The sequence below is a fragment of the Microbacterium sp. TPU 3598 genome (assembly GCF_002356155.1).
Taxonomy (GTDB): domain Bacteria; phylum Actinomycetota; class Actinomycetes; order Actinomycetales; family Microbacteriaceae; genus Microbacterium; species Microbacterium maritypicum_A.
In genome coordinates this window covers 238,121-258,623 of record NZ_AP017975.1, presented here as the reverse complement: position 1 = coordinate 258,623, position 20,503 = coordinate 238,121, and the positions used below count along the sequence as shown (strand labels likewise).

Below are 20,503 nucleotides of genomic sequence, written 5' to 3'. Positions count from 1 at the left end.
GTCCACATCCTAGGAACTGCGCGCTCGGGTGAGAAGACGCCGAGGGACCGCCCCCTCAGCGCGACCTCTCCTCTGCGGAGCCGAGATCCGCCAGGGCCAGCGCATCCGCTGCACGCACGAGCGCGAGGTGCGAGAAGGCCTGCGGAGTGTTGCCGAGTTGCCGCCCCGCCACCGGGTCATACTCCTCCGACAGCATCCCCACGTCGTTCGCGAGCCCGCACAACCGCTCCATGAGGGCATGCCCATCCGCACGCCGCCCCGTCAACGCGTACTGCTCGACCAGCCAGAACGAGCACGCCAGGAAAGCACCTTCCGAGCCCGAGAGTCCGTCGACCCCCGTGCCGGTGCGATACCGACGCACGAGCCCGTCGGACATCAGCGTCTGCTCGATGCGTGCGACCGTCGCCAGCATCCGGGGATCATCCGGCCGGCAGTACCCCACCTGCGGAAGGAGGAGCAGCGAGGCGTCGACCTCGGTGGTCGCGTAGTGCTGCACGAAGTGACCGTCGACGACACCGTCGCGATCGATCTCCTCGCGGATCCGATCCCGCAGCCCGCGCCAGCGCTCCACGGGGCCTTCGAGTCCGTGCTCCTCGACCGCGCGCACCGCGCGATCGAACGCCGCCCACATCATCACCCGTGAGTGCGTGAAGAGACGGGGCTCACCCCGGATCTCCCACAGTCCCTGATCCGGGCGCTCGATCTGCTCGGAGGCGAATCGGACCAACTCGCGCTCCAGAGGCCAGGAGAAGCCCGACTCGTTGAGTCCCGCCGCCCGCGCGGCCGACAGCGTCACCAGCACCTCGCCCACGACGTCGGCCTGATACTGGTCCGCCGCACCGTTGCCGATCCGCACCGGTGCGGAACCCTCGTATCCCGGGAGATTCGTCAGCACGCGCTCCACGAGATCTCTCTCCCCCGCCGGGCCGTACATGATCTGGAGGTCGGCAGGGTCCCCGGCGACGGCCCGCAGCAGCCATTCCCGCCACTGCCCCGCCACCCCGAGGAACCCGTGGGCGAGCAGCGCTTCGAGGGTGAGGGCGGCATCGCGCAGCCAGACATAGCGGTAGTCCCAGTTGCGCACGCCCCCGATCTCCTCCGGCAGGGCCATGGTCGCCGCGGCGGCGATCCCGCCCGTCTCGTGGTTGGTGAGTGCCCGCAGGATCAGCAGCGACCGGACCACCTCGTCCCGGTGCGGGCCGTCGTGCGAGATCCGATCGGCCCAGTCCTGCCACCAGGCCTTCGTGGCGTCCAGCTCGTTCTGCACGTCGAGCGCATGGGGGAGGTCGAGGTGCGAGGGGAACCACGTCAGCTGCAGGTCACGCACCTCTCCGGCGTCGACCGCCAGCTCGCCCCGGTGCTGATGGTCGATCGGCTTCAGCGGTGCACCGCGCAGGGCGAGGGCATCCGGGCCACCCATCGCGACCAGACAGGGGTCTCCCTCCGGCCCGACCTGGCGCACCCAGGGCATCACCCTGGCGTAGTCGAAGCGGATGCTCAGCCGCTGCTCGAAGACCATGGAGCCGCGCACTCCCACGATCCGGCGGACCAGATCGGTCCGCCGGATCGCCGCATCGGGATCGAGTCCCATCGGCATGAAGTCGTGCACCTCGGCGACCGCATCGCCGCTCTCCCATCGGGTGACCAGCACGAAGGTCTCCCGGTCGTAGCGTCGCGTGCTCGTCGCAGCGGGGTCGGTCGGATGCAGCAGCCACCGCCCGTGGGACTCGTCGCCGAGGATCGCCGCGAACGTCGATGCCGAGTCCAGCCGCGGCAGGCACAGCCAGTCGATGCTGCCCGCGCACGACACCAGCGCCGCCGTGCGGCAGTTGCTCAGCAGCGCGTAGTCCTCGATGCGGACGCCCGCCTCATCCCCCACGGCGCCTCATCCCCTCGGGCCGGACGATCGGAGGTCGATGTCCGCGCTGTCGATGTCCGCGATGTCGATGTCCGCGAGGTCGATGTCCGCGATGTCGATGTCCGCGATGTCGATGTCCGCACTGTCGAGCAGCGCCACGGCCCTCGAGCCCGCTCCTGTAGCGCGGACGCCACCGGCTATCGACACCTCGCCCACACGTCCCCCACTTCCAGTGTGACCACGTTAGCCCCCGCGGTGACGAGCCGTCCGCCGATGCGGAGCGCGTCGACGGATCCGGTCCCCGTCACGCTCAGCGCGATCGCCGGGAGCGTCATCTGCACGCCTTTGACGAGGCTCAGCCCCTCACCGCCGCTCGTCGTGACATCGCCATCCACCGCAAGCCTCCCCATCGGCCTGCTGATCTGGATGCCGATCGACCCGTCGCCCGTCGTGCGGATGCTCTGGAACCTCGCCTCCCGCAACGTGCCGTCGTAGAGGTTGAAGCCCCGGGCGCCCCTCCCCGTCGTGACGATCGGCGCGCGCACGTCGAGGGTGTCGATATCGCCGAAGTTCACGACCCCGATACCGCTCGGCCCGTGCGACGCAACCTCTCCCGTGGCGATCCAGGTGCCCACCGATCCCCAGTTGTCGAGCACCATGTCGTTCGGGCCGTACGTCGTGACGGCCCCCGCGGTGCGCACCGCGTCGACCGTCGCCCCGCTGAGCACGAACACCCCGGCCGAGATCAGGTCCGGCGTCCCCGCCGGGATCGCCCCGTCCGTGTGCACCTCTCCGGTGCGCAATCGGGTGACGTGCACGGTTCCGCCCGCACCGCGCCCGTCCCGACCTCCGTGTCCCCCGACGAAGATCCCGCTTCCGTACACCGGCTCGGCCTCCGTCCCCGCAGAGATCTCGAGCAGTTCGGCTGTCAGCTCCACCTCGGGATCCGCCTGCCGGTTCCACAGCGTGAAGCCTCCTTGCAAGACGTCCACGCCGAACCCGTGCGGACGGTGGAACCGTCCACGCAGGTCGGCGGTGATCACCCGCACGTTCTCGGCCTGCACGTGCCCGGCACGCACACGGTCCTCCGCCAGGATGACGATCTGCCCCCGCGTGGTGACGTTGCGCAGCGTGAGGGTGCCGAGATCGGTCACCCCCGTGTCGTTGAGGATCGCCGCCTCCTCATCGGCCGTCAGGATCGAGATGTCCTCGAGCGTGTTGTCCGAGGTGAGGCGCACACCCCTGGCCCCGAACTGCAGGGTCCCTCCGCGAAGACTCACACCGGGCGCGAGGGTGAACCCCGGCGCCCCGACGATCACCCCGCGCACCTCGATGTCCTCGACACCTGCGCCGACGGCGGCCAGCAGCTCCCGAGCCGTCGAGACGGTCACCGCGTGTTCGCTCATCGTTCTACTCGGCCGTCAGCAGCGCGACGTTCTCCTGAGCCCACGTGCGGAAGTCCTTGAGCCCGGGAACGAGTTTCCGCAGTGACGTCAGGTCACGCGCCCCGGTGAACTCGGCGTCGAAATCGCCGTAGTACTGGAACATGTTGCCGAACTCGTCACTGCCGGGAGCGCCCGAGCTGCGCGCATCGTCGTACGCGATCGACCGGAATCGCACGGGTTCCCCGAGCACGTCGCTCAAGACGGACGCGTACTCGGCTCCCGTCAGGTGGTCCCCCGCCAACCCGACCGTCCGGCCGATGTACTCGTCGCCCGCGGCCAGGATCGCGAACGCGGTCCGTCCGATGTCCGAGACGTCGACCGCCGACATGCGCTTCCCGTCCTCGAGCGGAAGCGTCAGCGTCAGCACACCGTCGTCCTCTCGACGCGCGCCCATCGCGGAGGCCGCGAGGTTCTGGAAGAAGAATGCCGTGTTCAGGTAGGTGGTCGGCACTCCTGCCGCGGCGAAGAAGGCGTTGCCCTCGCCCTTCGCGTCGAAGTGCGGCACGTTGTAGTGATCCTGCAGCACAGGCATTCGCGGGTCTTCCAGGGGGAGCAGATCGCGCGTGTCCTCCAGCGTCGACCACACCACGTGGCCGACGCCGCTCGCGGCGGCGGCGCGGGCGAGCGTCGCGATCTCCGCGAGCTCCCTGGCAGCGGATCCGTGCGCCCAGAAGTTCGTCACCAGGAACGCGCCATCGACGCCGGTGAGTGCGGCGACCACGCTCGGCTCGTCGGCGAAGTCGGCCTGCACCACCTCCACTCCGCGTGCGGCGAGCGCGCGTGCGGCCGGGGACGCCGGGTCGCGCGTGAGCGCGCGGACGGCGAATCGCTGCTCGGGGTCGGCGAGGATGGCGTCCACGACGCCACCGCCCTGGGAACCGGTCGCACCGGCGACCGCGATCTTCTTCTGTTCGTTCATCGGCTTTCCTTCTGTTGCTCTTCGTGCGGTTGCAGTTCGTGCGGTTGCGGGTTCGGGAAGATCCATCACAGGGCGGCGCGGGCCTCCTCCGCGGTGACGGTCCGGCCGAGCCCACCGATCTCGTGCAGTTCGCCGTACACCTCGATGCGCACGGACTGGTCGAGTCCGCCGACGTTCACGGGTGCGAAACCGGCGGAGCGGATCAGCGAGGCGACGGCCTCCCCTGCCGCACCGTCGTCGGTCGCATAGAGGAGTGCGATCGCAGGATCCTGCCGAGCGCTCACCTTCATCGACTCCGCGCCCAGCGTTCCGAAGGCCTTCACGAGGGATGCTCCGGCGGGGAGCTTCTGGGCCAGGATCTGGCCCGAGGACTCCTCGGGCGCGAGGATCTTCACGTATCCGCCGTTCCCGTCCGGGCCGAGCGGATTGGAGGGATCGACGACGATCTTGCCGTCGAGAGCGTCGCGGTTCTCGTCGATCAGCTTCTTCGACACGTCGAACCAGACGGCGAGGATGACGATGTCGGCAGCGGCGATCGCGGCGGGCACCTCGGCCGCACGCGCACTTCCGCCGACCGCGGCGGCGAGCGACGCCGCCTTCTCCAGGTCGCTGCCGGCGATGATCAGGTCCTCTCCCCCGACCGCGAGGTCCTGGGCGATGATGCTGCCGATCTTTCCGGTTCCGATGATGGCGGTGGTCATGGTGATCTCCTGTAGGTCTTGTGCGGTCGGTGCTATGCGGACTTGTTGAACATGTAGCGGCTGATCTTCCATCGGCCGTCTTCGATGGCGAAGGTGAACAGCTCGCGATTCGACTCCGGCGTGGTGGTCGACGTGGCGCGGACGGTCTGGGTTCCGTTGCTGCGGGTCAGCGCGGCGGCTGCGGTGTCGCTGAACACGGTCACCTCGTCGATCGTGAACACCACCGCGAGGTGGATCGCCGCGAACACGGCGTCGTAGGCCTGTGTGAGCTCCGGGCCCACGGCCGTGGGCAGCGTCGTCGGCATGAATACGCCGTCTTGCGTGTAACATGACACGGCAAGCGCGGTGTCATCGGTATTGAGTGCCCGCTCGTAGGTGGCGAGCAGCTCGCGGATATCTTCTTCGGCTGACATGGTGTCCCTCTCGGTTCCTGCGATGCCTAGATTACTTTCCGTGGAAAGTATATGGTCGGAGTACGGTAACCGATCCAATGCAGGAGGTATTCCCATGACCACGAAACCGACGATCATCCTGGTTCACGGATTCTGGGGCGGTGCCGCCCACTGGGCGAAAGTCATCGTCGAACTGCGGCGGCGCGGGTACGAATCGATCCAGGCGGTCGAGAATCCGCTCACCTCGCTCGCCGACGACGCGGAGCGCACGCGCACGATGATCCGGCAGGTCGACGGCCCTGTCCTCCTGGTCGGGCACTCCTACGGCGGGGCGGTCATCACCGAGGCAGGAGACCTGCCCAACGTCGTCGGACTCGTCTATGTCGCGGCCTTCGCTCCGGATGCGGGCGAGAACCCCGGGCAGATCAGCGCGGAGCACCCGCCCGCAGCGTTCGAGAACATCGCGCCGGACAGCGACGGCTACCTCTGGGTCGCCCAGGACAAGTTCCAGGAGAGCTTCTGCCAGGATCTGACGGACGATGAAGCGCTCGTGATGGCCGTCACCCAGAAGGCGCCGCTCGCCTCCACGTTCGGCGACGACGTCACCGCACCCGCCTGGAAGGTCAAGCCCACCTGGTACCAGGTGTCGACCCAGGACCGCATGATCCACCCCGACAACGAGCGGCGCATGGCGGCGCGGATGTCACCGCGCAAGATCGTGGAACTGGATGCCAGCCATGCCTCGCTGGCCTCGCACCCCGCCGCGATCTGCGATCTGATCGACGACGCGACAACCGCCATCGCCGGCGCCTGACCCCCGATCGACCGTCGGATGCCGCGGGCCCACGCCGCGGCATCCGACGGTCACTTCTCGTCGGGACCGCTGATGTGGTCGAGCAGCTCGTCGAGCGTCTCGAAATCGATACTCTCGGAACCGTCGAGCTCTCGCACCTCGACCCCGTCGACGTCGAGCTGGTCGTCGAGCTGCACGAGGATGCGCGAATCGGGGAACTGCTTCGGGGCGACGAAGGCGAGCAGCACGGCGTCGGCGAACACCACGACCGAGGTCGCCTCGAGGTCCTCTCGCAGATCGATCTGCTCGACCACGGACTCGTCATCCACCGCATCATCGATGTCGGTCGCCACCTCGTCGATCACCGCGCGCCAACGGGATTCCCCGACGGAGAGGATGCGCGAGACGGCCGCGATCAGCACATCGAGATCGACGTCGTCGCCGTGTTCGTCATCGTCGTCGAGCTCCGGGTCGACGTTGACGTTGACCACGGTTCCCGCCGCGTCGATGCTCGCCCGTCCGTAGACGAGGCCGTTCTCGGCGATGGGATCTTCGAGCAGCCCGCTCTCGACGATGCGGGCCAGGAGGGAATCGAGCGCAGGCGAGGTCATGCCTCCAGTCTTTCGCATCGACCGGGTTCCCGGGCGGTCATCGCGCGCGAAGGAGGGGAGCGAGGAGCACACCGACGGCCGCCAGACCGGCAGCCGCGACGAGCACCCCGGGCGCTCCGGCCTGCGCGTAGGCGAAGCCGGCAGCCACGGGACCGACGAACGCCCCCAGGTTTAGCGCTGCCGTGGCATAGGCGCCGCCGAGGACCGGGGCACCCGACGCCTGCCCGACGATGCGGGCGATCAGGGCCGAGCCCACGGCGAACGACAGCATGCCCCCGGCCGCGGCGCCGAAGAACACCCCCGGCACGGAATCGACGGACAGGGCGAAGACGCTCCAGGCCGTGGCCGTCACCGCAGCACCCCCCACGATCCAGCCCCGCTCGAAGCGGGCCGCCCATCGGCCGGTCGCGGAGACACCCACGAAGGCTCCCACCCCGAAGGCGGCGAGCAGCAGGGGGATCCCGGTCTCCTCCACCCCGGCATCGGCACCGATCACAGCGAGGAATGTGAAGACGCCGAAGGTCGCGGCGTTCACGAGCACCGCGAGCACCACGGCGACGACCACCGGGCGACGCCTCAGTTCCCCGAGCTCTGCACGCACGGCGATCCTCGGCGAACGCGGCACCGCGACGAGAGTGCGGTCCCGCAGCAGGGCGACCACAGCGGGCAGGCACAGCAGCGCGACGGCCCAGAAGGTCGAGCGCCAGCCGTACGCATTCGCGAGCGCCGCACCGGCGGGGACGCCGACGATCGTGGCCAGGGTCGTGCCCGAGAGGAGGACGGCGACGGCGCGCGTCACCGTCGCCGGATCGACGACGGCCCGGACCGTCGCCAGAGCGATCGCGAGGAATCCCGCGTTCGCCAGGGCAGCGAGCACGCGCGTCGCGAGCAGCAGCCAGAAGGAGGACGCGAGCGCGCCGACGAGGTGCGCGGCGATGAAGACCACCAGCAGCAGCACGAGAGCGCGCCGCGGAGCCCAACGGCTGGCGAAGACCGCCATGGTCGGGGCGCCGATCACCATGCCGACCGCGAAGGCCGAGGTCAGCAGGGCCGCCGTCGACGGATCGACATCGAGATCGACGGAGAGGGGGAGGAGGAGGCCGGCGAGCATGAACTCGCTGGTGCCCTGGGCTAAGATCGCCAGAGCCAGGACGGGGACGAGCAGGGGCATGGAGCATCCAGACACGAAGACGCCGCTCGAATCGCACAGCGCGATGAACAGCGGGTGAGAAGGGTCGACAGCGGATGCGGGGAGCGCGCGGAAGGCGCTCGACCCGCGATCTACGGTCTGTCGGACTCAGGGCTCACGGTCCCAACCTAGCCGATGCCGAAGCGGCCGATAGGCTCGGTGCCGTGTCGAACGCCGAATCCTCCGTCTCCGCATCCGCCGCCTCCGACCTCCGCCGCATCGCCGCGGCCCTCGCGGATCCGGAGCCGCTGAACTGGGTCATCACGGGCGACTCGATCACCCACGGGCTGGTGCACACACAGGGCGGGCGCAGCTACCCGGAGCACCTGCACGAGCTGATCCGCGGCGAACTGGAGCGCGTGCGCGACGTCGTGCTGAACACCGCGATCAGCGGCAACCGCATCGTCGACCTCCTCGGCGACTGGGACCGTCGCGTCGCGTCGTGGCACCCCGACGTCGTCACGCTCATGATCGGAACGAACGACGCCTCCGACGGTGGACCGCGCGAGGTCATCACGGCGGACGACTACGCCGCGTCGCTGCGGGAGTTCGTCGAGCGAGTGCGCGGGCTCGGGGCGATCCCGGTGCTGCAGACCCCGCCCGCGATCGACACCCGCAACGCCCCGGAGCGGGCGCGCATCGGCGAGTTCGCCGATGCCGTGCGGCACGTCGCCGCGAGCGAGGACGTGATCCTGGTCGACCAGTACGCCCGCTTCGCCGATATCGGCGCCGGTGGCATCCCGTGGGGGCTCATGAACGATCCGTTCCACCCGAACACCGAAGGGCATGCGGCCCTCGCGCTCGAACTCGCGCACGTGATCGGCATCCGCCCCGACGGGCCCCGCGCGCGCACCTTCGCCCTGCTCGAAGGAATGGTCGCGACCGCCCGGCTGAACGGCTAGACCGCTCGGACGCCCTCACCCTCGGTGGACGAAAGGCCTCTGGACGCCGCCGCAGGCCCCCGCTAGGTTGAGCGCATTCGCAGTCGTCGGAGAGGTGGGGGCATGTCTCACGTGGTGGCAACAGGGGCCGGGAAGGCCATGATGGAGCGTCGGAACGACCCGACGCACGATTACATCCTCGAGCTCACCGGCAAGGAGCGACCCCGCGTCCTCTTCGTAGGCACGGCCACGGGTGACGACAGCGCGTACATCGTGAGCTTCTACTCCACCTACGACTCCGACAGGTGCGCGCCACACCACCTGCCGCTCTTCCACCGCGCGGTCGACGACCTCGCCGGCTTCGTCAAGGGCTTCGACGTGATCCACGTCGGCGGCGGCAACACCGCGAACATGCTCGACGTGTGGAAGCGTCAGGGCCTCGACGAGATCATGCGCGAGATGTGGGAGGACCCCGACTCGAACGTGGTGTTCACCGGAGGCAGCGCCGGGGGCATCTGCTGGTTCGAAGGCGGCACCACCGACAGCTACGGCCCCACCCTGCAGGTCCTTCCCGAGGGACTCGGGTTCCTGCACGGCAGCTTCTGCCCGCACTACGACGCCGAGGACCAGCGCCGTCCGCTGTTCCACGCCTCTCTGCTGAGCGGCGAGCTCTCCACCGGGTACGCGGTCGGCAACCTCCAGTCCCTGCACTTCGAGAACTCCACTTTCGTGACCGCGGTCAGCCCCGTGGAGGACGCCCTCGCGCTGCGCGTCGAGGCCATCGACGGCAAGATCGTCGAGACCGAACTCCCCACGACGGTGCTCGCCGGGAACGCCCCGATCGTGAAGGGACCATCGTCATGAACGACAACGTGTGGATCCTCGTCGCCGAGCTGATCGTCGTCATCGGCGCCATCTACATGGGCACCCGCACGAGCGGGATCGGGCTCGGCGTGTGGGGGCTGGTCGGCGTGGCCGTCCTCATCTTCTTCTTCGGCGAGGCGCCCGGCAATGCGCCGGTCGATGCGGTCTTCATCGTCATCACCGTCATCACCGCCGCATCGACCATGCAAGCCGCCGGCGGCATCGACTGGATGGTGTCGGTCGCGGCGAAGGTGATCAGACGCAGGCCGAGATCCGTGGTCTTCCTCGCCCCGGCGATGTCGTTCCTCTTCACGGTGGGCGCCGGAACGGGGAACATCTTCTACCCGTTGCTGCCCGTCATCTACGACGTCTCGTATCAGCAGAAGATCCGTCCGGAGCGGGCGCTCTCGGTCTCCGCCGTCGCCTCGCAGGTCGGCATCCTGTGCTCCCCCGTCTCCGCAGCCACCGCCTCGATGGTGGTGCTGCTCGCCCCTCAGGGAGTCGACCTCGGCGGGCTGCTGCTCATCATGTGGCCGGCCTCGATCGTCGGGCTCTTCGTCGCCGCACTCGTCATGATGCGTCACGGCAAGGACCTGGAGGACGACCCCGAGTTCCAGAGGCGCCTGGCCGATCACCAGATCAAGCCGCCGGAGACCGACGCCCACGAGAAGAAGCTGCCGTCGACCGCCGTCCTCTCCGCCTCGTTGTTCCTGGCCGGCGTCGGCGTGATCGTGCTCTTCGGCCTGTTCGAGAATCTGCGTCCGGTCATCGGCACCGACGACGCCGGCGACCCGGTTCGACTCAGCGTCACCGTGATCATCGAGGTCGTGATGGGCATCATCGCCGCCCTGATCTTCGTCTTCTGCAAGGTGAAGGCGGCCGACGTGCCCAAGCAGCCCACGTTCCCCGCCGGCATCGTCGGCGCCATCGCGCTCTTCGGCATCGCCTGGCTGGCGAACACGTTCGTCGCCGCGAACCAGACCCTCATCGTCGACGGACTCGGCTCGGTGGTCTCCGGGTCTTCGGCTTTCCTCGGTGCGCTGCTGTTCGCGCTGGCGCTGTTCGCAGTCGCGATGCTCACGACCAGCCAGTCGAGCGCCACGAACGCGATCGTGCCGATCGGCATCACGATCGGCCTGCCCGCCTCGCTCCTGGTGGGGCTCTGGCCGGCGGCGATGGGCATCTACACGCTGCCGGCCAACGGCAGCCAGGTCGCGACCGTGGCGTTCGACCAGACGGGAACCACCAAGATGGGCAAGTTCGTCTTCGACCACTCGTTCCAACTGCCGAACCTCATCTACGTGGCCGTGGCGATCATCGTGGGCGTGCCGCTCTCGTTCCTGTTCACGTGAGCTGAGCGGTCGTCCACGACATGACCGACGGCGTCGACCGGACCGCACTGCGACAGTTCCTGCTCGGGTTGGCGCAGGGCATGAACGCCTCGGCCGAATCGGTCGACCGCATCCGCGACACGATGACCGACGTCGCGAAGGCCTACGGCGGCGGTGACGCCGACTTCGTCGTCCTGCCGACGATCATCCTCGTCGAGACCGGGGAGTCGGAGGAAGCCCGCGTCGCGATCCGCTCCGCCACGAACGCCTCTTTCCGCTTCGATCAGATCGCCGCGCTGTACGAACTGATCGGCCAGGCGCGGACGGGGGCGATCCCGCCACTCGACGGCATCAGACGACTGAACGAGATCGGAGCCATGCGCCCGCGGCTCGACTGGTTCACGCGCACCCTGGGTCACGCCATCCTCACCACCGGGCTCGCCCTGCTGCTCGCGCCAACCTGGCAGGGCGTGATCGTCGCGTTCGTGCTCGGCTTCGGTATCGGGCTGCTCAAGCTGGTGCGGTCGCCGACACTCCAGCTGATCCTGCCCATCGCCGCTGCGTTCGTGTGTGCGGCGGCAGTCTTCCTCCTGGCCGAGGTGATCGAGATCGGCGATCCGATCCGTCTTCTCATCGCGCCGCTGGTGACGTTCCTCCCCGGCGGCGTGCTGACCACGGCGACGGTCGAGCTGGCGGCCGGACAGATGATCTCCGGCGCCTCCCGCCTGGTCTACGGCTTCGTGCAGCTGGCCCTCCTGGCGTTCGGCATCCTCGCCGCCGGCACCGTGGTGGGAGTGGAGTCGCGATCGTACGAACCGTTGGAGGCCACCTCCCCCCTGCCGTGGTGGGTGGCGATCATCGGCATCCTCGTCTTCGCGCTCGGCAACTATCTGCATTTCTCGGCGCCGCCCTCGACCTTCGGCTGGGTGCTGATCGCCCTGGTCGTCGCGTATTCGGGGCAGTGGGCAGGCAACGAGTTCGTCGGCCCCACGGTCGGAGGTTTCGTCGGCGCGCTCGTGATGACCCCCGTCGTCTTCTGGATCGCGGGGCTCCGGCACGGGGCGCCGTCGCAGCTCACGTTCCTGCCGGCGTTCTGGCTGCTCGTCCCCGGAGCGGCCGGTCTGGTCGGACTCACCGAGGCGGTCGCCACCGACGGCGGACTCACCGACTTCGTCGCGGCCCTCGTCTCGGTCATGTCGATCGCCCTCGGTGTGCTCATCGGCACCGCGCTGTACCGCGTCGTGCATCATGGTGCGGAAGAGATCGTGCAGTTCGCCGTGGCCCTGCCCGCGCCCGACGAGACCACGTCGACTCCGAGATTCTGGTCACGGCTCACGGCTCCGTGGCGTCGGTCGGCCGACCGCTGACGCGACCGGACGGCGCAGAGTCCGGCATCCCTCCCCCGGGTATCACCGGCACTCCCTCCCGCTGGCTTGCCCCTCTGGCTTGCCCCTCTGGCTTGCCCCTCTGAGATTTCGGAATATCGTAGGGGTGGGGACCTGGGGAGGTACGGTGTCGGCATTTGTCGCGCAGGGGGACGGACATATACCGCGAGTGTCGGCGCACGCGATCAGTCGTCCACGACTGATCGCGTCGCTCGAGACCGAGACGCCGTTGACGCTGGTCCGGTCGGCATCGGGGTCGGGCAAGACCACCGCCCTCGTCGATTGGGCGGCCGCGACCACCTCACGTGTCGTGTGGATCACCGTGACGCCTTCCATCGCGACCGGCGACGCCCTCGCCCGCGCGCTGCTGCGGGTACTGCCGGGCACGGCTCCCGCGCACTCCGCCGCCGCGGAAGACGGCTGGGCCGCCGTGACCTCGCGTCTGTGCGACGTGGACGGTCCACTGGTCGTGGTGCTCGATGATGCGGCCGCCGTCGACCGCGAGGGCGTGTTCGCACTGTGTCGAGCCGTCGCCACCACCCCGCTGACCCGCCTGATCGTCGCCACGAACCGCCCCAGCCCCTTCGACAGCGAGGGCCTCGACCTCGTGATCGACACGACGCTCCTGGCCCCCGAAGAGCTCATGTTCGACGCCGAGGAGATCCGCCGGGCGCTCGATGTCGACGAAGACACGGCCATCGCCACGCGCGAAGCGACGGGAGGGTTCCCCGCTCTCATCCGTGCGCTGGCCCTCCGCGGCGCCGGAACGGACGCGGTGTCGTTGCGCGCCGCCACCACCGTGATCGAGGACTACCTGCAGGATCGGCTCGCCGAATGCGCCTTCGATCGGCAGACCCTGCAGGGCCTGTTGCGGATCAGCGTCACGGAGTCGGTCGACGTTCCGCTCGCGGTGGCGCTGACGGGTGACGCCGAGATCCCCAGAGCCCTGGACCAGGCCGAGACGTTCGGCTTCGGTCGCTGGGCCGCCGACGGGCGCAGCGCCTTCGCCCTGACGCCGCTCACGCGAGGCATGCTGCGCCGCGAGCTCCGCCGGGTCGCTCCGCACGAGATCCCCCAGCTGCGGCGCGTCGCGGCAGAAGGTGCGGTGCGCCGCGACCTCCCGCTCGAGGGACTCCGCCTCGCCCTGGAAGACGACGACCTGCGCCTCGCGACGCACGTCACGATGTCGGGATGGAACCGGCTGCTCCACCGTGATCGGAATGCGGTGGTCGAGCTGCTCGGGGATGTGCCCGTGGCGCGGCTCAAGCGGGAGCCCCTCGTGGCCATGCTGCTCGGGATGTGCCTCAAACCCAACCGGCTCCGACGCCAGCGCGGGCTCCAGCTGCTGCGCATGGCGGTGGCGGCGGCGAACGCCCGCCGCACGACGCTCTCGGCCACAGAGCGGATCTTCATCTGGGCGGCCGAGAGCGCGTCGCTGCGAGCCATCGGTCGACCGGAGCGGGCAGCCCAGGTGGCGGCGCGCGCACTGGCGCTGTTCCACGAGACCCCCGAATCGCAGTGGCAGCAGTACGCCCGCGACATGCCGCTGCTGTGCACCCATCTGGGCATCTCGCTCTATTACGGCGGAGAGCAGGATGAGGCGATCCGGCTGTGGGAGGAGGCCACCGCCCTGGCCGCGGCGCACGGGAGCACCAACGCCTTCCACGGGATATGCCTCCTCGCCGGGGTCCACGCCCTGAACGGGGATCTGCCGGAGGCTCGTCACTATGTCGGTCTCATCCGCGACGGCGGATGGGACCCGGTGCTCCTCGACAGCTATCGGGGCACCTACTACCGGGTGGCCGAGGCGATGCTCGCGGTCGAGGACGGCGACATCGCCGCGGCGAAGCGGCACATCCGCTTCTTCGAACCGTACCGGGCGACGAGCGAGCACTGGACGACGATGGCCTCCGTGGAGGCATGGATCGCTCTGCACGAGGGTGAGGCCGCTGCCGGACTGGAGCGCCTGGAGTCGTTCGTCCGTCTCCGGGGAAAAGAGGCGAGTGCACCTCACGTGCGCCACGCCCTGTCGCGCCCGAGGACGCTCCTGCACCTCGCCCTCGGTGATGTGAGCACCGCCAGGAACATCGTGCAGCGGGATACGCTTCCCGACCGTTTCGGCACGGTCCTCAAACGGGCGCGTCTGGCGCTCGTCGACGGCAGGACCGCCGACGTGGTCCGGCTTCTGGGGCAGACCCGCCTGCGCCCGTCCACCGCCCGAGAGCGCGCCGAAGCAGCGGCCGTGCACAGCGCCGCGCTGCACCGGGTGTCCGCTGCGGCCGCGCAGCCGTCGAGCGAGGCCCTGAACGCCCAGCTCACCGACCGGGGACTCACCACCCCGCTCGTGCTCCTGGGCGCCGAGGACTTCGGCGCCGTGCGATCCGATCTCGACCCCACCGGTCGGGCGACCTTCCCGCTGCGATCGGCGCTGCCGTCGTTCGCGACCCGGCCACGACTGTCATCCCGCGAGCAGATCGTGCTGCGCGCCCTGACGTCGGGAGCGCCGTTGCCGGCGATCGCCGACGAGCTCCGCGTCTCGCAGAACACGCTCAAGACCCAGCTCCGCAGCATCTATCGCAAGCTCGGCGCGCACAACCGCGCCGAGGCGATGGAGCAGGCGGCGCGCCACGGCCTGCTCCCGGAGTGACCCGCGGTCCCGCGGGAACGCGGAAGGCCTCGTCCGTCGCATGCGACGGACGAGGCCTTTCCCGTGTCCGCTAGACCTGCGCCCGGCGACGGCGCACGATCAGCAGCACGGCACCGCCGAGCAGCAGCGCGATCGCGAGAGCCAGCACCCACGGGGCCAGCAGGCCGCCGGTGAGAGCGAGCGGCGTGAGCACCGGGTTCTCGGTCACGCTCGTCGGCGGAGTGATCGTCTCGCCACCGGGAGGCGTGGCCGTCCCCACGGCCACGTTGCGCAGATTCGCTCCGGCGGCGTCGGCGTGCACGGTCACGGAGTACGTGATCGTGACGCTCTCGCCCTCGGCGAGGCTGCCGGACCAGCGCAACTGCGTGCCTTCCACCGTGGGAGCGGCCACCGTGCGTGCGGATGCCGTGCCGTCGCCCACGACGGCGGTCGCGCCGGCGCGGAGGTCGGCGTGCCGCAGCACTCCGGAGAGATCATCCGTGATGACGACCTCGTCGAGGCCCGTCTCGCCGGTGTTCGTGCCGACGAGCGTGTACGTGACGACGCTTCCCGTGGCGACGGCCGTACCGGTTCCGGGATCGGCGGTCTTGACGAACGCGAAGCCGGGGGTGCCGACAGGGTTCTCCGTCGTGACGGGCGGAGGCGTGATCACCGCACCACCCGGCGGGGTGGCGGTACCGGAGACCGTGTTCGCGATCGTCGCACCGCCCGCGTCGCCGTTCACGGTGACCGAGTACGTGATCGTGACGCGCTGGCCCACGGCGAGAGCGCCCGTCCAGGTGAGCGCGTCGCCGTCCACGACAGGAGCCGGGGCTGACCCGTCGACCACCGTCGCGGTGGCGTCGCCGTTGTAGGCGGCGTAGGCGAGCACGCCCGACAGGTCGTCGCTGATGCTCACAGGCGCCAGTGCGGTCTCACCGGTGTTCACGCCGGTCACCGTGTAGGTGATGACGCTGCCGGGGTCGACTCGGGTTCCCGAGGAGGGGTCGGCCGACTTGCGCACCTCGAAGCCGGGCTCGTTCACCGGATGCTCCGTCGTCGCGGGAGGGGTCTCGATCGGCGGCACACCTCCCGGCGGGGTCGCCGAGCCCGAGACCGAGTTCGCGATGACCGTTCCCCCGGCGTCGGCCTGCACGGTCACGGAGTACGTGATCGTGACGGTCGCACCGACGGGGAGGACACCATCCCACGACAGCCGGTCACCGGTCACCACAGGGGCGGTCGCCGCGGTGGTGCCGATCCTGGCGGTCGCGTCGCCGTTGTAGTCGGCGTGCGAGACCACTCCCGAGAGGTCGTCGACGATCGTGACCGGGTCGAGGATCGTCTCGCCGGTGTTCACGCCGGTCACCGTGTAGGTGATGACACTGCCGGGGTCGACCGCGGTGCCCGCCGCCGGATCGGCGCTCTTCGACACCGAGAATCCGGGCACGTTGACGACGTTCGTCGTGATGCCGGGCGGCGGGGTGATGACCGATCCCCCCGGAGGGGTCGCGGTCGCGGTCGCACTGTTCTCGAGCACGGACCCCACGCCGTCCGCCCCGACCGTGACGGAGTACGTGACGGTGACGGTCTGGCCGACCGCGAGCGCGCCCGACCAGCGGAGCTTCACTCCGGCGACGGACACCGCACCGGCGGGCTGCCCGCCGATCACGGCCACGGCATCGGAGTTGTACGACGCGTACGGCAGCACCTTCGACAGGTCATCCGTGATCTCGACCGGGTCGAGGGCGGTCTGACCGGTGTTGACGGCCGTCAGCGTATAGGTGAGCACGTCACCGGGGTCCACGGCGGTGCCCGGTGCCGGATCGGCCGTCTTGGCGAACGTGAAGCCGGGTGCGTTGACCGGGTGCTCCGTGGTCGAGGGCGGCGGGGTGATCGGCGTGCCCGGGGTCGTCGGGCTGTCGGGGTCGCTCGGGTCCGTCGGGATCAGCGGAGTCGCCGTGCCCGTCGCCGTGTTGGCGACCGTCTCGCCACCGGCGGTCGGATCGACCGTCACCGAGTAGACGATGACGACGTCCTGACCCGGGCGCAGCATTCCGCTCCAGGACAGGGCCCCGCGAGCCACGCTCACGTCCCCGCGGGTGGCGGTCACGTCGTCGTTGTACGACGCGTGGGCCAGCGCACCGCGCAGGTCGTCGGCGATCGAAGCCGGGTCGAGCACGGTGTCACCCGTGTTGGTGCCGGTGACCGTGTAGGTGATGACGCTGCCGGGATCGACGCGCGTCCCGGTGACGGGATCGGCCGACTTGGTCACCGTGAATCCGGGGGTGGCGACCGGGTGCTCCGTCGTCGACGGGGGCGTCGTCACCGGGGTTCCCGGTGTGGTCGGGCTGCCCGGGTCCGTCGGGTCGACCGGAATGAGGGGTGTGCCCTCACCCGTGACGGTGTTGCGCAGCAGCACACCGGTGGCATCCTCGTCGACCGTGACCGTGTAGGTGATCTCGACCCGAGCGCCGGGAGCGAGCGTCCCGTTCCAGGTCAGGGTGGTGCCGTCGAGGGCGATCGCGCCGGTCGAAGCGGTCGCGTCGTCACCGTACCGGGCGTGCGCGAGCACGGCCGACAGGTCGTCGACGATCGTCGCCGGATCGAGCGTCGTGTTGCCCGTGTTGACACCCGAGATCGTGTAGGTGATCGTGTCACCCGCACGCACGGCGGTACCGGAGGCCGGGTCAGCGGACTTCACGACCTCGAAGCCGGTGTCCACGACCGGGTGGTTCGTCTCCACCGCCGGCGGGACGATCGGCGTTCCCGGGGTCGAGGGACCAGCGGGGTCGGTCGGGTCGACGGGGATCTGCGGCGTGGCGGTGCCGGTGGCGACGTTGTGCAGCAGCGCCTTCTGGACACCCGCGTCGACGGTCACCGAGTAGCGGATCGTGACGGAGGCTCCGCGGGGCACCTCACCCGACCAGGTCAGCGTGCTGCCGGTGACGGTGACGGAGCCGCGGTCGGCGGTGACGTCGTCGTTGTAGCCGGCGTCGTCGAGCACACCCGAGAGGTCGTCGACGATGCGGGCCGGGTCGAGGTCGGTGTCACCGGTGTTGGTGCCGGTGATCGTGTACGTGACCGTGTCACCGGCCGAGACCGCCGTGCCCGACGCGGGATCGGCGGACTTGCTGATCGTGAAGCCCGACCCGATGACCGGGTGCTCGGTGGTGACGGTCGGCGGGACGATCGGCTCGCCCGGCACCTCCGGCCCCTCGGGATCACCGGGCTTCGGCGTGGTCGGCGTCGCGGTGCCGGTGACGGAGTTCTTCAGGATCTCTCCCGAGGCGTCCGCATCCACGGTCACGGAGTACGTGATGGTCACAGCCTGCCCGGGGGCGAGCGCGCCGGTCCAGGCGAGGTCGTCACCGGTGATGGTCGCGGCGCCCGTGGTGAGGGGCGCGCCGGCGACCGAGGTCGCGATGTCGGAGTTGTAGGCGGCGTGCGCGAGCACACCGGACAGGTCGTCGGCGATCGACGCGGGGTTCAGCGTGGTCGCCCCCGTGTTGGTCCCGGTCACCGTGTACTCGATGACCTGACCCGGCTCCACGACCGTTCCCGCTGCGGGGGTGGAGGTCTTGGCGACGGTGAAGCCCGCGACGGGGTGCTCGGTGGTCACGGGCGGGGTGACGGGCGGAGGGAGCGTGCCGGGCGGGGTGCCCGAGGCGGTGACGCTGTTGGCGATCCGCTCACCCTCGACGCCGGCGTCGACGATGACCGAGTAGGTCACGCTGAGCACCTGACCGGGCTCGAGCGCACCGGTCCAGGCGAGGTCGTCACCTGTGACGGTGGCGGCCCCAGACGCCACGGGCGTGCCGTCGATCTTGGTGACGACATCACCCTGGTACTCGGCGAACGCGAGCACGCCGGAGAGGTCGTCGTTCACCTGCACGGGGTCGAGGACCGTGTTCCCGGTGTTCTCGGCCTCGACCGTGTACGTGAGGCGCTGGCCGGCCTGCACGGCGAGGCCGTCGGCGGGGTCGGACGTCTTGCGCAGAGCGAGGCCGGGCACGAGCCGCACGTTCGTGAACGTGCACGTGACGTCGGTGCCGCGCGAGCCCGACGGCTGCGTCACCTCGCCCGAGGCGGTCACCGCCACCGGGGTCGTGGTCCCGTTGGGGTTCACCTGCACGCAGTCCAGCGACTCGGCGTACCGGGTGCGATCCGTCGTGCCGGATGCCGCCTCGGACAGGCGGAAGGTGTCGCCCTGGTTGGTGAAGACCGGGCCCGCGTAATCGGGCTGCAGGCCCGTGCGCTCTCCGCGCGTGGTGGCGTCGGTCTGCGCCACCTGGTAGCCGGCGGGCGACTGCACGCGCAGCGCGAACTGGTCGGTGGCCGAGTGGCGCCCCGCGGGGAGGTCCTTCTTCAGCGTGAGGGTGTTCGGGAAGGTGCAGCTGGACATGTCGGTGGGAGCGAAGGACCCGAGCGACGTGGTGTTGACGGTCTGCCCGCGGGGCAGGTCGACCTCGATGATGCGGTTTCCGCCACCGGACGCGGAGACGAAGATGTGCCCGAGGTTTCCGAACGCGATGCCGTTGCCCTGCACACCGGCACCCATGTCGTGCACCTGCTTGGCCTCGATGGTGGCCGTGCTCGGCGTGACCGTGGCGGGCAGGTCGGCGGAGTAGATGAAGTTGTCCGCGACCAGGACGAGCTGACCCGAGGCACTGAAGGCCATGTCGCCGTTGGCGCCGAACGCGCTGCTGCCGGCGGTCGGGCGGAGGGTTCCGACCTGCACGTAGGTCTGCGGCGTGAGGTTCTCCTCCCACGCGTAGATGTTGATCGCGCCGTTGATCGTGCCGCTGGCGAAGTAGTAGACGCCCGTGTCGGGGTGCACGGCGCCACGCAGCACCGACGAGTTGAGGGTGAACGACGTGCGCGTGGTGACATCGGTCACACGGTCGTGCTTGGCCAGCACCTTGCTTCCGGCGGCGTTGGTGACCGTGTAGGCGTACTGGCCGCTGGACGAGATGCCCAGGGCGTTGTTGGAGTGGTCGACGCCGAGGGTCGTGGCACCGAGCGTTCCCCTTCGCCGGGGGCACCGCCCTGCTCGTTCACGACGAACTCGCGCACCTCGGTCGCGCTCTGCACGTACACCGCTCCGGGGGTGCAGAGGAACGGATCAGCCGCAGCTGCCGGCGCTGCCGTCAGCGTCCCGCCGATGAAGACCATCGACGAGGCGACGAGCGCCGTGCTCACGGCGCCGCCGATCAGCTTTCTCGCGCGGCCCCGCCAGCGGCTGCGCCGCTCGGACGGAAGGCCATCGGATGTGCGGTCCTTGCGGGCAACACGAAACGCCATGACTGTCTCCCCATTCATCGCTTCCCCGGCGCGCACTCGCGCACGGAAGCCCCCGCCCCCTCAGGCGACCGCCGAGCACCATTCGGGCATGGTGAACTCGGTCCGGGCCACCGCCAGCCTGCCCGTCGGCCGAGACGCGATCCTGCCGATCCCGGAGAATTCACCCCGTCTTTTCACCCCGTACGACGGCTTCCCCCGTTCCCG

The 20,503-nt window shown here is 69.7% G+C and carries 15 protein-coding genes; 6 read left to right on the top strand and 9 right to left on the bottom strand.

The genetic code is table 11. From position 1 onward, the window contains the following. Nucleotides 1–55: 55 nt before the first annotated feature. From MST3598_RS01120 to MST3598_RS01100, 6 genes are all read right to left on the bottom strand, one after another. Nucleotides 56–1,879 (bottom strand): glycoside hydrolase family 15 protein, encoded by a 1,824-nt coding sequence (locus MST3598_RS01120; protein ID WP_036271536.1) that lies wholly within the window; start codon nt 1,877–1,879, stop codon nt 56–58. Nucleotides 1,880–1,885: 6 nt separating this feature from the next. Next, nucleotides 1,886–2,017, bottom strand: coding sequence for a hypothetical protein (locus MST3598_RS18740; protein WP_269458658.1), 132 nt, complete (start codon nt 2,015–2,017; stop codon nt 1,886–1,888). A gap of 38 nt (nt 2,018–2,055) precedes the next feature. Further along, nucleotides 2,056–3,264 (bottom strand): hypothetical protein, encoded by a 1,209-nt coding sequence (locus MST3598_RS01115; protein WP_197703114.1) that lies wholly within the window; start codon nt 3,262–3,264, stop codon nt 2,056–2,058. A gap of 4 nt (nt 3,265–3,268) precedes the next feature. Then, nucleotides 3,269–4,222: an NmrA/HSCARG family protein gene (locus MST3598_RS01110; RefSeq protein ID WP_029258860.1), complete on the bottom strand. Its 954-nt coding sequence runs from the start codon at nt 4,220–4,222 to the stop codon at nt 3,269–3,271. A gap of 65 nt (nt 4,223–4,287) precedes the next feature. After that, nucleotides 4,288–4,923: an NADPH-dependent F420 reductase gene (locus tag MST3598_RS01105; RefSeq protein ID WP_029258859.1), complete on the bottom strand. Its 636-nt coding sequence runs from the start codon at nt 4,921–4,923 to the stop codon at nt 4,288–4,290. A 32-nt stretch (nt 4,924–4,955) separates the two neighbouring features. Then, nucleotides 4,956–5,336, bottom strand: coding sequence for a YybH family protein (locus MST3598_RS01100; protein WP_029258858.1), 381 nt, complete (start codon nt 5,334–5,336; stop codon nt 4,956–4,958). A 94-nt stretch (nt 5,337–5,430) separates the two neighbouring features. Here MST3598_RS01100 and MST3598_RS01095 point away from each other — a divergent pair, with 94 nt between their 5' ends. Continuing rightward, the gene (locus MST3598_RS01095) at nt 5,431–6,129 is read left to right on the top strand and encodes an alpha/beta hydrolase (protein WP_029258857.1); all 699 of its coding nucleotides are present in this window, start codon (nt 5,431–5,433) and stop codon (nt 6,127–6,129) included. A gap of 50 nt (nt 6,130–6,179) precedes the next feature. Here the strand turns inward: MST3598_RS01095 and MST3598_RS01090 are convergent, their stop codons facing one another. Together MST3598_RS01090 and MST3598_RS01085 are read right to left on the bottom strand one after the other, a co-directional pair. Beyond that, nucleotides 6,180–6,719 (bottom strand): hypothetical protein, encoded by a 540-nt coding sequence (locus MST3598_RS01090; protein ID WP_029258856.1) that lies wholly within the window; start codon nt 6,717–6,719, stop codon nt 6,180–6,182. 37 nt (nt 6,720–6,756) lie between these two features. Then, nucleotides 6,757–7,890 (bottom strand): MFS transporter, encoded by a 1,134-nt coding sequence (locus tag MST3598_RS01085; protein WP_096359351.1) that lies wholly within the window; start codon nt 7,888–7,890, stop codon nt 6,757–6,759. Nucleotides 7,891–8,072: 182 nt separating this feature from the next. On the opposite strand from MST3598_RS01085, the gene MST3598_RS01080 reads away from it, so the two are divergent. From MST3598_RS01080 to MST3598_RS01060, 5 genes are all read left to right on the top strand, one after another. Further along, the gene (locus MST3598_RS01080) at nt 8,073–8,810 is read left to right on the top strand and encodes an SGNH/GDSL hydrolase family protein (protein ID WP_029258854.1); all 738 of its coding nucleotides are present in this window, start codon (nt 8,073–8,075) and stop codon (nt 8,808–8,810) included. Nucleotides 8,811–8,912: 102 nt separating this feature from the next. After that, a complete protein-coding gene (locus tag MST3598_RS01075) occupies nt 8,913–9,653 on the top strand; it encodes a peptidase E (RefSeq protein WP_029258853.1) in 741 nt (246 codons plus the stop codon). Continuing rightward, nucleotides 9,650–11,005, top strand: a complete 1,356-nt coding sequence (locus tag MST3598_RS01070) for an anaerobic C4-dicarboxylate transporter family protein (protein WP_021200189.1) — start codon at nt 9,650–9,652, stop codon at nt 11,003–11,005. The genes MST3598_RS01075 and MST3598_RS01070 overlap by 4 nt, the downstream gene beginning before the upstream one ends. Before the next feature lie 20 nt (nt 11,006–11,025). Continuing rightward, a complete protein-coding gene (locus tag MST3598_RS01065) occupies nt 11,026–12,351 on the top strand; it encodes a threonine/serine ThrE exporter family protein (RefSeq protein ID WP_021200188.1) in 1,326 nt (441 codons plus the stop codon). Between the two features lie 187 nt (nt 12,352–12,538). Further along, entirely contained in the window at nt 12,539–15,016 is a 2,478-nt protein-coding gene (locus tag MST3598_RS01060; RefSeq protein WP_029258851.1) for a LuxR C-terminal-related transcriptional regulator, read from the top strand. 70 nt (nt 15,017–15,086) lie between these two features. On the opposite strand, the gene MST3598_RS01055 is transcribed toward MST3598_RS01060, so the two are convergent. Further along, nucleotides 15,087–19,895 (bottom strand): beta strand repeat-containing protein, encoded by a 4,809-nt coding sequence (locus tag MST3598_RS01055; protein WP_231924905.1) that lies wholly within the window; start codon nt 19,893–19,895, stop codon nt 15,087–15,089. Between the last annotated feature and the right edge of the window lie 608 nt (nt 19,896–20,503).

What these genes read in the sequence shown, in the direction of transcription:
- MST3598_RS01115 (WP_197703114.1), bottom strand. Translation starts at nt 3,264, where the DNA reads ATGAGCGAACACGCGGTGACCGTCTCGACGGCTCGGGAGCTGCTGGCC.
- MST3598_RS01110 (WP_029258860.1), bottom strand. Translation starts at nt 4,222, where the DNA reads ATGAACGAACAGAAGAAGATCGCGGTCGCCGGTGCGACCGGTTCCCAG.
- MST3598_RS01105 (WP_029258859.1), bottom strand. Translation starts at nt 4,923, where the DNA reads ATGACCACCGCCATCATCGGAACCGGAAAGATCGGCAGCATCATCGCC.
- MST3598_RS01100 (WP_029258858.1), bottom strand. Translation starts at nt 5,336, where the DNA reads ATGTCAGCCGAAGAAGATATCCGCGAGCTGCTCGCCACCTACGAGCGG.
- MST3598_RS01095 (WP_029258857.1), top strand. Translation starts at nt 5,431, where the DNA reads ATGACCACGAAACCGACGATCATCCTGGTTCACGGATTCTGGGGCGGT.
- MST3598_RS01090 (WP_029258856.1), bottom strand. Translation starts at nt 6,719, where the DNA reads ATGACCTCGCCTGCGCTCGATTCCCTCCTGGCCCGCATCGTCGAGAGC.
- MST3598_RS01085 (WP_096359351.1), bottom strand. Translation starts at nt 7,890, where the DNA reads ATGCCCCTGCTCGTCCCCGTCCTGGCTCTGGCGATCTTAGCCCAGGGC.
- MST3598_RS01075 (WP_029258853.1), top strand. Translation starts at nt 8,913, where the DNA reads ATGTCTCACGTGGTGGCAACAGGGGCCGGGAAGGCCATGATGGAGCGT.
- MST3598_RS01070 (WP_021200189.1), top strand. Translation starts at nt 9,650, where the DNA reads ATGAACGACAACGTGTGGATCCTCGTCGCCGAGCTGATCGTCGTCATC.
- MST3598_RS01065 (WP_021200188.1), top strand. Translation starts at nt 11,026, where the DNA reads ATGACCGACGGCGTCGACCGGACCGCACTGCGACAGTTCCTGCTCGGG.